Below are 14,366 nucleotides of genomic sequence, written 5' to 3'. Positions count from 1 at the left end.
GTCAATACGGGTTCTTGAACCCCAGTCCGCTCAGTATGTCGATTTCGCGGGCTTCCATCGCTTCCGCATCGGCCTTGGAGGTCTCGTGGTCCCAGCCCTGGGCGTGCAAGGTGCCGTGCACGATCAGGTGGGCATAGTGGGCCTGCAATGTCTTGCCTTGCTCCTTGGCCTCCTTGGCGACCACCGGCGCACACAGCACCAGATCGGCAGTGACCAGGGGCGCCTGGGTGTAGTCAAAGGTCAGCACGTTGGTGGCGTAGTCTTTCTTGCGGAAATCGCGGTTCAAGGCCTGGCCTTCTTCAGCATCGACGATGCGCACCGTGATCTCGGCGTCAGCATCCAGCGCATGGCGGATCCAGCGTATGACCTTGTGGCGCGGCAGTGCGGCGCGGTGGCGTGCGGCGTAGGCGATATCGCCGAACTGCAGCGAGAGTGAAAGCGAATGCAACATCAACGCACCTTGGGCGAACGGGTTTTGGGCAGGCCGACGCGAGGCGCCTCAGGCACGGGCTCCGGCACGGCGATGGGCGGCAGGTCGCTCAGCCGCGCAGCGTCGTAGGCGTCCACGATGCGCGCAACCAGCGGGTGGCGCACGATGTCAGCACTGGTGAGACGGGTAATGGCAATGCCAGGCACACGGCGCAAGATGCGCTCCGCTTCCACCAACCCACTCAGCTGCGCCTTGGGCAGATCGATCTGGGTCAGATCACCGGTGATGACGGTCTTGGTGCCAAAGCCTACCCGCGTCAGAAACATCTTCATCTGCTCGGGCGTGGTGTTCTGCGCCTCGTCCAGGATCACAAAGGCGTTGTTGAGGGTGCGCCCGCGCATGAAGGCCAAGGGTGCAATTTCCAGCGCCTGGCGTTCAAAGGCCTTGTGCACCTGGTCATAGCCCATCAAGTCATAGAGCGCGTCATAGAGCGGGCGCAGGTAGGGGTCTACCTTCTGGTTCAAGTCTCCGGGCAGAAAGCCCAGCCTCTCACCCGCCTCAACAGCCGGGCGCGTCAGCACAATGCGCTGCACCGCACTGCGCTGCAGTGCATCCACAGCCGCGGCCACGGCGAGATAGGTCTTGCCGGTACCTGCCGGGCCAATGCCGAAGGTGATGTCGAACTCGGCAATGTTGTCCAGGTACAAGGCCTGGTTTTGCGTACGCGGCTTGAGGTCGGCACGGCGCGTGGACAGGGTAGGGCCTGCCGCCGCTTCCGCCGAACCGTCGCCCGCCAGCATGAGCTGCACCGTGGCCGGGGCAATCGGACGCGAGGCGATTTCGTACAGCGCCTGCAGCATGTCCATGGCGCGCTGGGCTTTGGCCTTGGCGCCCTCCACCTTGAATTGCTCATGGCGGTGCGCAATGCGCACGTCCAGGGCAATCTCAATGGTGCGCAGGTGTTCGTCGGTGGGGCCGCACAAGTGCGACAGGCGGGTGTTGTTCAGCGGGGTGAACAGGTGTCTGAGAATCAAGCTGATAATTCCTGAAGGCAATAGAACCAAGTAACCCCATGATAGGCACAAAATGATTGGCAAGCTCACCGGCATCCTCAGCGACAAGAATCCGCCCCAGGTCATCGTGGACTGCGGCGGCGTGGGCTACGAGGTGCAAGTACCCATGAGCACGTTCTACAACCTGCCCGCAGCTGGCGAAAAAGTCAGCTTGCTGACCCACTTCGTGGTGCGCGAGGATGCGCAAATCCTCTATGGCTTTGGCTCCAGCACCGAGCGCGAGGCATTTCGTGAACTCATCAAGATTTCCGGTGTCGGCCCGCGCACGGCGCTGTCGGTCCTCTCGGGCATGGGCGTGGCCGATCTGGCACAGGCCGTGACCCTGCAGGAAGTAGGGCGCCTGATCAAGGTGCCCGGCATCGGCAAGAAGACCGCAGAGCGCCTGTTGCTGGAGCTCAAGGGCAAGCTGGGCGCCGACATCGGTGCACCGGCGGGCGGCTCCAGCGGCGCGCAGGGCGACATCCTGCAGGCATTGCTGGCACTGGGCTACAGCGACAAGGAAGCAGCAGCGGCCCTCAAGGCACTGCCGGCCGATGTGGGCGTGAGCGACGGCATCAAGCTGGCGCTTCGCGCGCTGGCCAAATAGACTATTTGGCTTCGCGCACCGGGCGACCGTTGAGCGGTTGCACCGGCCGGGCATTGAGCGGGAACAGCTGGCTGAACACCCGGAACTGCGCCGGGCTCAGGCGCAGCGGCTGCTTCAAAACCATCCACAGCACGCCCTCGGTGCAGGGTGGCGTAGTCAGTGAGCCGATGAACTGGTAGTAGCGCTGGTCGGTGGGCAGCAGCTTGTTCATATCGATCAGACCCTCCGGAACGCCCACCCGGTCATTGGTGTCCAGCGGCAAATAGGTCCAGACGGTGTCGATCAGCGGGTTGGGTTCGCCTTGCTCCAGCAGTACGGCAACCACGGCCAATTGCCCGGCGTCATTCTTATGCACCAGGTGCGCCACCATGGCATAGCGCTTGGCGTTGATCATCTCTTCCGACGGCGTGTGGAAGTGGAACTGCAGCAGCTTGTAGGTGGAGCCGCGCACGGTGATGGAGTTTTCGCCCTCCACATCCACCTGGATGGTGTGCCCGTTGTTGACCACGGTACCGCGGCTGGGTGTGTAGATGAAGCGGATGGGCTCGGCCGGGCCGAGCAGGGTGGCGTCATCGCGAATGGCGATGGGGGATTGGCGCTTGCCGATGGCACACAGGTTGAACTCGGGCTTGAGCTTGCCCCAGTTCTGCGGGCCGTTTTCACCTTCGTAGGACCAGTGCACCTCGCCGCCATGGCCTTCTGCCGCTGCGCCGTGGGCAACTGGCTGTTCGCCATTGGCCAGCGCCATGGCCCGCGCCCGGATGTACTGGCGGCTGTCGCCGCTGGGTTCTGCCGCTGATTTTGTGGAGGAGCTTCGCTTGGTGCCGGTGTTGGTCAGGGTGATGCGCTTGTTGGCATCCTCGGGCTTCTTGCTGGGCGTGCCAATGGCTGAGAGCGCCTGCTTGAGCTGGCGGACCGACTCGCTTCCGGCGGGCGCTTCGGGTTCGGCTGGGGCCGCATGCTCTGTGGTCGGTGCGGCCGGCGTGAGTTTGCCGCTGACTGCTGGGGCAGAGGATGCTGCTGCCGCTTCCTTGGCTACCGGCTTTTCGACCTTCCGGTTCTTGTTGAGCGGCAGCTCGATCAGCTCAATCTTTTCTATCTTCTCAACCTTCTCCTCGGCGTGGACAAGGCCGGCAGACCACAGGCCCAGCAACAAACCGCTAGCGAACAGCAGGTTCAGCGCAAGGCGTTGGGCAATGGCAGGACGGGTCTTTGTATTCATTGTGGTCTTTGGAGCCGCATGGACATGTACCGTACAGGTCCAACTTCTGGAGGCGTTTGTCCACAGTATCGGCGCAAATCCTGTCCAACTTGAGTTTGCCTACCGGGTAGGGCGCCACGCGCTATAGTGGGTCCCGACGCCCGTCCCCCCTTTTTTGCGAATGATCCTGTGAGTATCCAGACCGACGATTTTTCTGCCGCACCGCCTTTGCGCATGGTGTCGGCCGCCCCGACTTCGCCCCAGGAAGAGGCGATTGAACGCGCCCTGCGCCCCAAGCTGCTGGACGAGTACGTGGGGCAAGCCAAGGTGCGCGAACAGTTGGAAATCTTCATAGGCGCGGCCAAGATGCGCTCCGAAGCGCTGGACCATGTGCTGCTGTTCGGCCCACCGGGCCTGGGCAAGACCACGCTGTCGCACATCATTGCCCACGAGCTGGGCGTCAACCTGCGCCAGACCAGCGGCCCCGTGCTGGAAAAGCCCAAAGACCTGGCCGCGCTGCTGACCAACCTGGAAAAGAACGACGTACTGTTCATCGATGAAATCCACCGCCTCTCGCCCGTGGTGGAGGAAATCCTCTACCCCGCGCTGGAAGACTACAAGATCGACATCATGATCGGCGAAGGCCCTGCTGCCCGCTCCATCAAGCTCGATCTGCAGCCCTTCACCCTGGTGGGCGCCACCACCCGTGCCGGCATGCTGACCAACCCGCTGCGTGACCGCTTCGGCATCGTGGCGCGGCTGGAGTTCTACACCTCGCAGGAGCTGCAGCGCATCGTGACGCGCAGCGCCGGTTTGCTGAACGTGCCCATGGACGAAGAGGGCGGCTTCGAGATCGCTCGCCGCTCGCGCGGCACGCCCCGTATTGCCAACCGCCTGCTGCGCCGCGTGCGTGACTATGCCGACGTCAAGGGCAAGGGCACTATCACGCTGGACATTGCCAACCGCGCGCTGGCCATGTTGGACGTGGACCCGCAGGGCTTTGACCTGATGGACCGCAAGCTGCTGGAGGCGGTGATCCACCGCTTTGACGGCGGCCCGGTGGGGCTGGACAACATTGCCGCCAGCATCGGTGAAGAGCGCGAAACCATTGAAGACGTGATCGAGCCTTACCTGATCCAGCAAGGCTTTTTGCAGCGCACGCCGCGTGGACGCATTGCCACGCTGGCAGCCTACCGCCATCTGGGCGTGGCCGCACCTCAGCGCGATGGCGAACTGCCTCTGCTGTGACCATGGCGCCCGAAGACATCAAGGCTTGGAAGGCCGCCACGCGCAAGGAGCTGATTGCCAGGCGCATGGCCGTGTCGGACGCGGATCGCAAGGCCTGGAACGCCGCCATCACCCAGCATCTGATCGACGGCTTCCCCCAGCTCACCGGCATGACCATAGGCCTGTATTGGCCCTACCAGGGGGAGTTTGACCCGCGGTTTGCGGTACACCACTTCCGCGACCTGGGCGCCACTGCCGCGCTGCCCGAGGTGGTGCGCAAGGCCGAGCCGCTGCGCTTTCGCGCCTGGTGGCCCGGTGTGGCCATGACTACTGGTGTGTACGACATTCCCGTGCCCGATGGCACCGACGTGGTGACCCCGCAGGCGCTCATCATGCCGCCGGTGGGCTTTGATGCGGCGGGCTACCGCCTGGGTTACGGCGGTGGTTTTTATGACCGCACGCTGGCCAGCATCCAACCCAGGCCGCTCACCATCGGCGTGGCCTACGAGCTCTCACGCCTGGACACCATCCACCCGCAGGACTTTGACCTGCCCATGGACTACGTGGTGACCGAGCGCGGCATCTTCCCGATTCAAACCCCGTCAGCAACATAAGGGTTGCTGCGGCGCTCGCGGCCAAAGGTGCTCTCCGGTCCGTGGCCGGGGATGAACACCGTGTCGCTGCCCATGGGCCAGAGGCGCTCGCGGATGCTGGCAATCAGCGCATCGTGATCGCCTTGCGGAAAGTCGGTACGGCCTATGGAGCCCGCAAACAGCACGTCACCCACAAACGCGCGCTTGGCCTCGGCTGAGTAGAACACCACATGCCCCGGCGTGTGGCCCGGACAGTGCCGCACCTGCAGCGTGCTGTTGCCAATGGTGACCGTGTCGCCATCCACCAGCCAGCGCGTGGGCGTGAATACCTCGGCATGCGGAAAGCCGAACATCTTTCCCTGCTGCGCCAGCCCGTCTATCCAGAACTGGTCGCCCTGGTGCGGCCCGATGATGGGCAGGGACAACTGACGCGCCAGCTCTGCCGTGCCACCGGCATGGTCGATGTGGGCGTGCGTGAGCCAGATCTGCTCCAGCTTAAGGTCCAGGCGCTTTACCTCGGCCAGGATGCGCGGCAAATCGCCACCGGGGTCTATGACCGCTGCAGAGCGGGTCTGGTCGCACCAGACCAGCGAGCAGTTCTGTTGAAAGGGCGTGACGGGAATCGTTTGGTATTGCAGCATGGAGAAACCTGCGAAACCAATAGCAACGCAAGGAAGTGGGTGGAATCAAAGGTATCTTAAGACAAGAGCGTGGCAGGGTATTCAAGGCACGTGCGTCTGCGCACGCAGTGCGCTGGCAAACAGACTCCTTGTGTCCTTCGGTCCAAAGTTCAAGCAGCGAATCAATGTGACCGCTTGTAACTGAAGGACCTTTTTTATGAAATACGCAATTCCATCGGCAGCTCTCATTTTGCTGCTGGGCTTAGGAGCATGTAATGGCCCCCCGGGACCTCAAGGTGCGACCGGCAATACCGGGAATACAGGCAACACGGGCAATGCTGGCGGGCAGGGAGCAACGGGTAACACGGGCAATACCGGCAGTGTTGGCAGTACCGGGAGCACAGGGGACAAAGGCAATACGGGCAATGCCGGCGTTCAAGGTGCAACGGGGTCCACTGGAGACACTGGCGCCATGGGCGATACAGGCAATACCGGAGCCAAAGGGAATACGGGAAATACAGGAGCCAGTGGCAGTACCGTCATCATTGTTCCGCCAGAAAAATAGCTTCTTGCCCTGGGCAACGACGCTCCAGTCTGAAGCGCACGGCTTACGTGAAAACCCTAGTGGCATTTGGGAGAAAGGTGGTAATAGTTCACATTAAAGGGTGGCATCATTGGCCACCCCGACATGTGACACCAAATGAAGCTATTGAGACTGCCTGCTGCAAAAGTCAAGTTGGGCGTCCCGTTGCCTTGGAATGTCCGGGATGCCGATGAACGCCTTCTTCTATCCAAGGGGCAGGTAGTTGATAGCCAAGTGCAGCTCGACGCCCTGCTGGAGCGCGGCGCCTTCGTTGACTTTGAAGAGGCAAAGGCCGCAGAGAGTCTGCTTGTCTCGCAATCAGCAATAAGCAGTCCCAAGCGCCCGGTCAATCTGTTTTCCATTTGGGACGATCTGCCCAACGAGATGCGCCTTCTGGTTGAGGCATTGAGAGAGCCAATCGATGCCGCCGAGCGCATTCAGGGCTTTGTCCGGTCGTTGGTTGACCTGGTCGACAAGGACGTAGATATCGCGCTGTATCACGCTGTTCGGCAAGAAAACGCGGACCTCTATTTCTACGGTTTCAGCCACTCCATTCAGACGGCTGTGTTGTGCCTGCTCATCGCCCGTCGCATGAACTGGCCGCAACCGCGCGTGAACAGCCTGATGTGCGCAGCCATTTCCATGAACATCCCGGTGCTGACACTGCAAGGCCAAATGGCCAAGCAGGACGTGCCCATGCGTGAGAGCCAGAAGAACCAGATCCGCCGCCATCCAGGCGAGGCGCATGAGTGGCTGCAAAAGGCCGGAGTCACTGACCCCGAGTGGCTGACCGCCGTGTTGCAACACCACGAGCGCACCGACGGCAGTGGCTATCCCCAGGGCCTGAAAGAGGTGGCCGAGATAGCTGTGGCGCTGCGTGTGGCGGACGTCTTCATGGCAAAGATCAGCCCCCGCATTCTTCGCTCGGCCCTGTCCATACGGGAAGCTGCCAAACAGCTGTATGAAGAAGACAAAGGCGGCCCCCTATCCAACGCCGTCATCAAGGAGTTTGGAATCTATCCGCCGGGCGAGGTTGTCAAGCTGGTGTCCGGCGAAACCGCGTTGGTCATGCGCAGGGCTGAGAACCCCCGTTGCCCCAAAGTGGCTTGCATCATTGACGCCAAGGGCGCGTCCATTACCCACACCCTGCATTACGACACCGCGCTGCCCGAGCACGCTATTGCTGGCAAGGCACCTCTGCCGCCGAATATTGCACGCATCCCACCTGAAAGAATCTACGGCTACGCCACCGTGGCGCCGAAATAGATAGCGCCGGCGCTCAAGCGGCTTTCTGCGGGCGCATCTCAAACACCAGGCAGGTTGTGGTGCCATGCGCATACAGCGTGCCGTCGGGCCCGACGATGCGTGCATCGGCAGTGGCCAACTGGCGGCCGCAGTGGATGATGCGCCCCTCAGCGCGTACGCGCTGCACGTTCGGCCCAATGGCGCGCACTAGGTTGACGCTCAGCTCCGCCGTGGTGTAGCCACGCCCCACCGGCATCATGGTGTGCACCGCGCAGCCCAGGGCCGAGTCCAGCAGCGTGGCATACCAGCCGCCGTGGATGGTGCCCATGGGGTTGAGGTGCTTTTCGCCCGGCGTGCCCTGAAAGACGGCGCGGCCTTCTTCCACCTCCAACAGGGTGAAGTCCAGCGTCTGCGCGATGGGCGGGTAGGGCACTTCGCCAAGCAACATGGCCTGCATCATCTCCAGACCGTTCTTGCCGCTCACATGCTGCGCCTGCAGCGCGCCAGGCCCGGCGCCCGCGTGCATGCGGGCCAAGACTTCCTGCTCCTGCGCGAGCCATGCGTCGATGGTGGATGAATGCGCCATGCTGTGTGTTTCCTCTTGGTGTTTGTTGACTAATATGTTGCATATGCAACAGATGTATATACAATAAATGCTATGCGAACCACTGTCAAACCGGCAGAACCAAAACCCCAGGGTTGCACCAACCTCAAGCTGCGCCAACTCATGCGCCGCATCGCGCAGCACTACGACGACGAAATGGGCAAGGTAGGCCTCAAGGGCACGCAATATTCCCTGCTGTCGTACGTGGTCAAGCTCGGCCCCATACGCGCAGTGGACCTGGCCGCCGAGATGAAGGTCAGCACCTCCACACTCTCACGCAACCTCAAGCCGCTGGTGGACGCCGGCTGGCTCACCACAGGCCCGGGCGCCGATGCCCGCAGCCTGCTGCTATCCGCCACGCCCGAAGGCCAAGCCAAGCGCACGGAGGCACAGCGCAGATGGAAGGTGGCGCAGGAGGGGATCAATCAGGTGTTGGGTGCGCAGCGGGTCAATGCGTTACATCAGTTGATTGATGACTCGTTGGAGTTATTGGCGGACACAACACACAATCCGTAGCAGCGGTCGGACGCGCGGACAGTCGGCTGCGTCACTTCCAAAATCAATTTTCAAAATTTGTTCGCCAAAAGACAAAGTTGGTCGAGCATTTCCTCAAAACAAGCAATAGTCGCTGCGCAACAAGAAATTTCAGCGCATAAAAGGCTCGATTGTTTGCTCCCGCAAGACTGCGTGTCGAATGATGTTACGTAAATAAAACTCGCGATAGCGTCAAGAGTACCAGGGTGATCCGATCGTCGCATGTATTCGGTTTCTGAAGACGAGATCGTTGGATCTCGATCAAGTGCTAGGGTGCTTTCCTGAAGCCGAAATTTCTCGTTGCTCACATTTGCTCCGCGCACAGGCAAGTGCCTGCCGGTCAGTTTAAAAATGTCTAGCAATAGGGAAGTTTGCAGGTATGAGTGCAAGTATTGGAGTTATTTCCCGTTGGCTGGGGATCGTTCAAGAGAAGCGAAAGAAGCTCAGGTTTTACTTTCAAAGTGAGTGCTCGCATGTAGCGAAGTATCTGAGAGCGCACGCATGAACATTCCTCGCCGTGCGTTATTTGGAAAGTTGAGCGTAGAGTTGTTCCGCGCTATTGAATCCGCTACTGCTTTTGCGAAATTGCGGGGCAACCCGTATGTGGAAGTGGTGCACTGGCTGCACCAGATATGGCAGACACCTGGTGGAGATTTCCAGCGACTGACTATCCATTATGGAATCGACGCCGCTCAGTTGGAGAAAGATCTCACAGTTGCGTTGGCGCAGCTTCCAAATGGGGCGTCTGGCCTCAACGACTTTAGCCATACGATTGAATTGGCAATTGAACGTGCATGGGTATTCGCAAGTCTGACCATTGGTGATAAGCGCATACGGTCGGGATGGCTGATCGCTGCCATGCTTCAAACGCCTGAACTGCGGCGGTTGATGATAGGAATATCGCCTACTTTCCAGCAAATTCCGACTGCGCAAATTACCGAGGACTTCCCGAGCATTATTTCGGGTTCCCGTGAAGACCAGCAAGAGGCATACGACGCTACAAACCTGAAGAGCGCCGTTCCGGGAGATGCAAGCAACGCTTGGGGGCATGCGGTGGACAGCAAATCACCACTCTCCCTTTATTGCACTGACCTCACTGCGCTGGCCAGGGAAGGCGCCATTGACCCGGTTGTAGGGCGCGAACAAGAGATTCGCACGATGGCCGACATTCTCCTACGTCGCAGACAGAACAACCCCTTGCTCACTGGCGAGGCGGGTGTAGGCAAGACGGCGGTTGTGGAGGGGCTGGCTTTGGCCATTGCCTCCAAGAAGGTTCCTCCCAGCCTTCAGTCGGTACGAATCCTTAGTTTGGATGTGGGCGCCTTGCTGGCAGGCGCCAGCATGCGGGGGGAGTTCGAGTCCCGCCTGAAGTCGGTGATCAATGAGGCTTGCGGCGCTCCAGCTCCGATCATTCTTTTTGTCGACGAAGTGCACACTCTTGTAGGTGCTGGGGGGCAGTCCGGGACGGGTGATGCTGCCAACCTGCTCAAGCCAGCACTGGCTCGAGGCGTTTTACGCGTCATCGGTGCAACTACTTGGTCCGAATACAAAAAGCACGTCGAAAAGGACCCTGCACTTACGCGCCGCTTTCAAGTGTTGCAAGTCCCGGAGCCGCAAGAGGTGGCTGCCATCAACATGGTGCGTGGTCTGGTTCCAGTCTTTTCCAGACACCACGGTGTAACGATTCTGGAAGAGGCAGTAAGGGCTGCGGTTACGTTATCGCATCGATACATACCCGCGCGGCAGCTACCAGACAAGGCCATCAGTCTGTTGGATACAGCCTGTGCTCGCGTTGCCATGTCCCTCCATACGCCTTCGCAGGCGCTGCAGCAGGTAGATGCCGAGTTGGATGCACTCAAGGGTGAGCAATGTTTGTTGCTGCAAGAGGCTTCTATAGGCAAGTCGCGCGAGCGAGCGTTGGATGAATTGCAAACGCGCGTAGCAGCGCTGGAGGGGCAACGCGATTGGCATCTTGCCCAGAGTGAACGCATTCGTTCCCTGACTACTGCCATCCTGTCAATACGTGGGCTATTGCAATCGCCTGAGGGTATGGACAACAAGCTGGAGCAGACGCAGGAGGTACAGCGCCTGGAGCTTGAGCTGGAATGTCTGCAAGGTGACAAACCTTCGATTCACGTGGAAGTCAATGAAGGTGTCGTGGCATCCATCGTCGCTGATTGGACAGGCATAGCGTCCCATCTGTTCGAGTTGTTGCACGCCAGTGGGGTGGCCTTGCTGGTTGGCGTTCCGGGCAGCATGGCGGACCAACCGCATGTAGTGACTCAGGACGCCTTGGTCCATGAGGGGCTGGAGCCTGGGCAAAGTCTGCTACCGCTTGCGTGGAATGTCTGGCACGGCCACAACCTGTTGCACGAATATTTTTCCTGCCCGAGTCGGTTCTATTTCTTTGCACTGCAGGGGTTGGCCCCTGGTCTTTCACGTATCCAGGGCAAAGTGGCTGAAGTGGTTGTGCTGCTAACTCAAGACACGGCCAAGCTGAGTGGTTTGGTGGATAAAGACCAGTTTGCGTTGTTCTGCACGCCCGTTGTGAACTTGTTTGACAAGCGCATGGATCGTCTGGAGTTGAATCCCGGTCAGACCGAGTTCCACATGGTGCCAGACCGTTCACGCCCCATGGATTTTGAGGTATTTAGCGTCCATGAGATGAGTGCGCAGAAGTCGGAAACCACACAGGAGCAGGTTTTTCGCCCTATGTACCAAACGCTGAACCAGGATGAGGGCAACCATGGCCGCTACTTCAGTTTGCGGCGTGAAGGTCGTTTGGCGTCGGACAATGCGCGCAAGTACGGAACACGCACCCCATACGTGGGGACCGAAGTATTCGTCAGCCTGGTGGATCAGCATGAGGCACCTTACGCCGAGCCTTTGCGGTACCTGAGCGTACAGGCCTTGTTGACCAACCGTGACCTTCCCCGTCTGGTTCCCCGCAACGGCTACTCCGACTTGAGCGTGAAGGACTCTGTACCTGTGAGCGCGGTGGGGCTGGTGCGGCCACCCAGTCAGCCGCGTTCACCGTTTGCGCAGAGCGAAATGGCATGGCGGCTGATTCGGCAACTCAACTTCAACTACCTGCCTTTGGTGGACATGGATACCCGCCAGGGCGCGCAGGCGCTGCGGGACATGCTGCGATTGTTTGTGTGGACAGACGATCTCATAGCATCCAAACAGGTGGAAGGGTTGATTGGCAGCCGTGTAACACCGGTCACCCGGCGATTGCCGGGTAGCGGTCCATTGGTATATGGCCGAGGCGTGCAGTGTGACATCACGGTCGATGAAGATGCCTTCAGCGGCGTCAGCCCCTATTTGATGGGCCTGGTGCTTGAGCACTACCTTGCCCGCCACGTGAGTATCAACGTGTTCACCCAAACGCGGCTGGAGTCCATGCAACGTGGCCAAATTGCAAGCTGGCCAGTTCGCATGGGCACGCGAGGTATTGTGTGATGCGGGGCGCCATCTCCCCCCAGGCCAATGCCACTTTGAACGACGCGCAAGTGCGACCTTGGGCACACGGATTTTTGCCTCTCTTGCGCAAGCTGGCTGCAACGGATCCGTCAATGCCCGCCATCGGAAAAGCGCAACGTCCACAACAGGAGTCTTTTCGACTCGGGCAGCAAGCCAGCTTGGCCTTTGCGCCGCGGGAGCTGGCCAAGATCGAAGTCAAGCCGGGTAGCGACGGTCGCTCACGTGCCCACATCAAACTGTTTGGTTTGGGTTCCCTGGGGCCCAACGGCGCATTGCCCATCCACTTCACCGAGCTGGTGCGTGAGCGTGTAGAAGCCAAGCGCGACAACACGCTGGCCGACTTTATTGATCTGTTTCACCATCGTGCCTTCACCCACATTTACCGCGCCTGGTCACAAAGCCAAAGTGCCGTGGGGCTGGATAGGGCGGATCAGGAGACTTTCACGCCCTACGTTGCCCGCTTGGCCGGTGACGAACCAACCGAAGTGCGGGACAGTGCGCTGGCCTCCCATGCCCGCTGGGCCAGCAGCGCCCACCGCGTGCGTGCGGCGCGTAACCCAGACGGGCTGGTCAGTACGCTATCCCGCTTCTTCGGTGTTCCCGTTCAATTGTGTGAGTACATGTTGCAGTGGATGCCTATCGAATCCCAGGACCGGTGTGTTCTGGGGCAACCGCGGCGTTCCAGCATTCTGGGGGAAGGTGCCATGGCGGGGGAGGTTGTTCCTGATCGGCAGTCCCGTTTCCGGCTAGTCATTGGACCGCTGAGCATGGACGGGTACCTGCGCTTGACGCCACAGGGTTCAGCCACTGGCAAAGATCTACCTGCGCTGATTGAGCTCGTGCGTTCTTTCATTGGCTTTGAATATGTTTGGGAAGTTGAACTGCTTATTGACAGTGCATCAGCCCCACAGAGCCGCTTGGGCGATGAGACCCAATTGGGCTGGTCAACATGGATGGGCTCCAACGCCACAGAGGCCAAAGCAAAACCCGTTAGCGGCATGCTGTTCGAACCGGAAAGTTATAACGCATGAACCCTCTGAAACAACTGTTCTCCGTGTTTACCGGCGGCGCGCAAGCTACCGCGGTTCCTGAACTGCCCATGGTCGCGCCGGAATGGACTGCTCCTGTCAGTGAAGCGCAACCCTGCGGAGAAAACCTGGAGTACGACGCTGAATACGCCGTATTGCGAGCCCGACTGGAACCCAAGGCGGATGTGCAATATGGCAAGTTTCAGGCCAAATCTGAGGCACCCGAATGGCTGGAAATAGAGCGCGACGCACGACGGCTGTACCTTCGTAGCAAGGATATTTCCATTCTGGTGTGGTTTACCCGTGCGCGCTGCCGCATGGCCGGTGCCAGTGGTTTGCTGGCAGGGCTGAATGCACTTCTGGCTGTTCTGCACGCCTATCCGGAACAGGTGCATCCTCAACTTATTCTGGATGGTCAGCACGACCCCGCAGTGCGAGCCAACGCCCTGGCCGCCTTGTGCGACCCGGACGGTTTGCTGGGTGACGTACGTGATGTGGTTGTCAGCAGCAGTACGGCCTTTCGCCTGAGTGTGCGTGATGTGGAGCGTGCCTTTGCCTTTCCGCGTCCACCCTATGCGCTGGACCCGGAGGGCGTCAAACGTCAACTAGCGGACTTGTTCGAGCGCGGTGACGCCAGCCTGCATGCCTTACTGCATTGTGGCCAATGTGTGCAGGGCATTGATCGATGGAGCAAAGCTTCTTTGCATGAAGATGCACCTGATCTAGGGCCGTTGCTACGACTGCTATCTTCGTTGGCTTCCTTTGCCGAAGTGCCAAAGCGCAGTGTCAAGACATACGCAGACGAAGTCCGACAAGAGGACGCACATACGCTTGCGGGGTCGGGAATGTCCGGTGCTCAAGATGCAGCCTTGCTGCTCAGCGAACATGGTGCATCAGAACGTGACACGCGATCCGTCGCCATGACCCTGCCCATGCAGACACAGGGCTGTGTTGCCCAAGAGCGGGAGCAAATTCGTGTGCTCCTGCGGCAAGTGCGCGCGTGGATTGAACACCACGAACCGAGCAGCCCCGTCGCCATTCTCATCAAACAAGCGGACCGTATGTGGGGCAAACGCTTCTCAGAGGTTGCAACCATGATTCCTCCCGATCTGATGCAGGCATGGGACAGAGACGATTAGGCGTGTCGGTGGGGCAGATA

At 60.0% G+C, this 14,366-nt stretch carries 14 protein-coding genes and 1 pseudogene; 10 read left to right on the top strand and 5 right to left on the bottom strand.

Annotated features, from left to right (window positions below; translation table 11 throughout):
• Position 1: 1 nt before the first annotated feature.
• Positions 2-454: an rRNA maturation RNase YbeY gene (ybeY, locus tag AC1RMF_RS06235; protein ID WP_342618846.1), complete on the bottom strand. Its 453-nt coding sequence runs from the start codon at positions 452-454 to the stop codon at positions 2-4.
• Positions 451-1,464, bottom strand: coding sequence for a PhoH family protein (locus AC1RMF_RS06230; protein WP_493140488.1), 1,014 nt, complete (start codon positions 1,462-1,464; stop codon positions 451-453). The genes ybeY and AC1RMF_RS06230 overlap by 4 nt, the downstream gene beginning before the upstream one ends.
• A gap of 52 nt (positions 1,465-1,516) precedes the next feature.
• Here AC1RMF_RS06230 and ruvA point away from each other — a divergent pair, with 52 nt between their 5' ends.
• A complete protein-coding gene (ruvA, locus tag AC1RMF_RS06225; protein ID WP_493140486.1) occupies positions 1,517-2,089 on the top strand; it encodes a Holliday junction branch migration protein RuvA in 573 nt (190 codons plus the stop codon).
• Position 2,090: 1 nt separating this feature from the next.
• Here the strand turns inward: ruvA and AC1RMF_RS06220 are convergent, their stop codons facing one another.
• Positions 2,091-3,311 (bottom strand): carbonic anhydrase, encoded by a 1,221-nt coding sequence (locus AC1RMF_RS06220; RefSeq protein WP_342618843.1) that lies wholly within the window; start codon positions 3,309-3,311, stop codon positions 2,091-2,093.
• Positions 3,312-3,479: 168 nt separating this feature from the next.
• Between AC1RMF_RS06220 and ruvB the strand changes: the two genes are divergently transcribed.
• Positions 3,480-4,538, top strand: a complete 1,059-nt coding sequence (ruvB, locus tag AC1RMF_RS06215; RefSeq protein WP_342618842.1) for a Holliday junction branch migration DNA helicase RuvB — start codon at positions 3,480-3,482, stop codon at positions 4,536-4,538.
• Positions 4,539-4,540: 2 nt separating this feature from the next.
• Positions 4,541-5,131 carry a 5-formyltetrahydrofolate cyclo-ligase gene (locus AC1RMF_RS06210; protein ID WP_493140483.1) on the top strand — a complete coding sequence of 197 codons (591 nt, stop codon included), beginning with the start codon at positions 4,541-4,543 and terminating at the stop codon, positions 5,129-5,131.
• Here the strand turns inward: AC1RMF_RS06210 and AC1RMF_RS06205 are convergent.
• Positions 5,110-5,751, bottom strand: a complete 642-nt coding sequence (locus AC1RMF_RS06205; RefSeq protein ID WP_493140481.1) for an MBL fold metallo-hydrolase — start codon at positions 5,749-5,751, stop codon at positions 5,110-5,112. The two genes, AC1RMF_RS06210 and AC1RMF_RS06205, sit on opposite strands and share 22 nt — an antisense overlap.
• 196 nt (positions 5,752-5,947) lie before the next feature.
• On the opposite strand from AC1RMF_RS06205, the gene AC1RMF_RS06200 reads away from it, so the two are divergent.
• Both AC1RMF_RS06200 and AC1RMF_RS06195 read left to right on the top strand, forming a co-directional pair.
• Positions 5,948-6,295: a collagen-like protein gene (locus AC1RMF_RS06200; RefSeq protein ID WP_493140479.1), complete on the top strand. Its 348-nt coding sequence runs from the start codon at positions 5,948-5,950 to the stop codon at positions 6,293-6,295.
• 135 nt (positions 6,296-6,430) lie between these two features.
• On the top strand, positions 6,431-7,579 hold the full coding sequence (locus AC1RMF_RS06195) for an HD-GYP domain-containing protein (protein ID WP_493140476.1): 1,149 nt from the start codon (positions 6,431-6,433) through the stop codon (positions 7,577-7,579).
• 13 nt (positions 7,580-7,592) lie between these two features.
• Here the strand turns inward: AC1RMF_RS06195 and AC1RMF_RS06190 are convergent, their stop codons facing one another.
• Positions 7,593-8,144 (bottom strand): PaaI family thioesterase, encoded by a 552-nt coding sequence (locus AC1RMF_RS06190; protein WP_493140474.1) that lies wholly within the window; start codon positions 8,142-8,144, stop codon positions 7,593-7,595.
• Between the two features lie 72 nt (positions 8,145-8,216).
• Here AC1RMF_RS06190 and AC1RMF_RS06185 point away from each other — a divergent pair, with 72 nt between their 5' ends.
• The 5 genes and pseudogenes from AC1RMF_RS06185 to AC1RMF_RS06165 all read left to right on the top strand — a co-directional run bounded on the left by AC1RMF_RS06185 (position 8,217) and on the right by AC1RMF_RS06165 (position 14,346).
• Positions 8,217-8,678, top strand: coding sequence for a MarR family winged helix-turn-helix transcriptional regulator (locus tag AC1RMF_RS06185; RefSeq protein ID WP_493140473.1), 462 nt, complete (start codon positions 8,217-8,219; stop codon positions 8,676-8,678).
• 519 nt (positions 8,679-9,197) lie between these two features.
• Positions 9,198-9,557, top strand: a pseudogene (locus AC1RMF_RS06180) (Clp protease N-terminal domain-containing protein); the annotation flags it as partial.
• Positions 9,558-9,854: 297 nt separating this feature from the next.
• Positions 9,855-12,158: a type VI secretion system baseplate subunit TssF gene (gene tssF, locus AC1RMF_RS06175; RefSeq protein WP_493140788.1), complete on the top strand. Its 2,304-nt coding sequence runs from the start codon at positions 9,855-9,857 to the stop codon at positions 12,156-12,158.
• On the top strand, positions 12,158-13,210 hold the full coding sequence (gene tssG, locus AC1RMF_RS06170) for a type VI secretion system baseplate subunit TssG (protein WP_493140471.1): 1,053 nt from the start codon (positions 12,158-12,160) through the stop codon (positions 13,208-13,210). Before tssF ends, tssG begins: the two co-directional genes overlap by 1 nt.
• On the top strand, positions 13,207-14,346 hold the full coding sequence (locus AC1RMF_RS06165) for a type VI secretion system protein TssA (RefSeq protein WP_493140469.1): 1,140 nt from the start codon (positions 13,207-13,209) through the stop codon (positions 14,344-14,346). Before tssG ends, AC1RMF_RS06165 begins: the two co-directional genes overlap by 4 nt.
• The last annotated feature ends 20 nt before the right edge of the window (positions 14,347-14,366 follow it).

This window comes from Rhodoferax sp. GW822-FHT04A08, assembly GCF_058801025.1.
Note: the sequence above shows the minus strand (reverse complement) of the source record. Positions and strands in the feature narration are given on the sequence as shown.

Bases quoted from the DNA above. Each gene is read 5' to 3' on its own strand.
- ruvA (WP_493140486.1), top strand. From the start codon at position 1,517: ATGATTGGCAAGCTCACCGGCATCCTCAGCGACAAGAATCCGCCCCAG.
- AC1RMF_RS06220 (WP_342618843.1), bottom strand. From the start codon at position 3,311: ATGAATACAAAGACCCGTCCTGCCATTGCCCAACGCCTTGCGCTGAAC.
- AC1RMF_RS06210 (WP_493140483.1), top strand. From the start codon at position 4,541: ATGGCGCCCGAAGACATCAAGGCTTGGAAGGCCGCCACGCGCAAGGAG.
- AC1RMF_RS06205 (WP_493140481.1), bottom strand. From the start codon at position 5,751: ATGCTGCAATACCAAACGATTCCCGTCACGCCCTTTCAACAGAACTGC.
- AC1RMF_RS06200 (WP_493140479.1), top strand. From the start codon at position 5,948: ATGAAATACGCAATTCCATCGGCAGCTCTCATTTTGCTGCTGGGCTTA.
- AC1RMF_RS06195 (WP_493140476.1), top strand. From the start codon at position 6,431: ATGAAGCTATTGAGACTGCCTGCTGCAAAAGTCAAGTTGGGCGTCCCG.
- AC1RMF_RS06190 (WP_493140474.1), bottom strand. From the start codon at position 8,144: ATGGCGCATTCATCCACCATCGACGCATGGCTCGCGCAGGAGCAGGAA.
- AC1RMF_RS06185 (WP_493140473.1), top strand. From the start codon at position 8,217: ATGCGAACCACTGTCAAACCGGCAGAACCAAAACCCCAGGGTTGCACC.
- tssF (WP_493140788.1), top strand. From the start codon at position 9,855: ATGGCCGACATTCTCCTACGTCGCAGACAGAACAACCCCTTGCTCACT.
- tssG (WP_493140471.1), top strand. From the start codon at position 12,158: ATGCGGGGCGCCATCTCCCCCCAGGCCAATGCCACTTTGAACGACGCG.
- AC1RMF_RS06165 (WP_493140469.1), top strand. From the start codon at position 13,207: ATGAACCCTCTGAAACAACTGTTCTCCGTGTTTACCGGCGGCGCGCAA.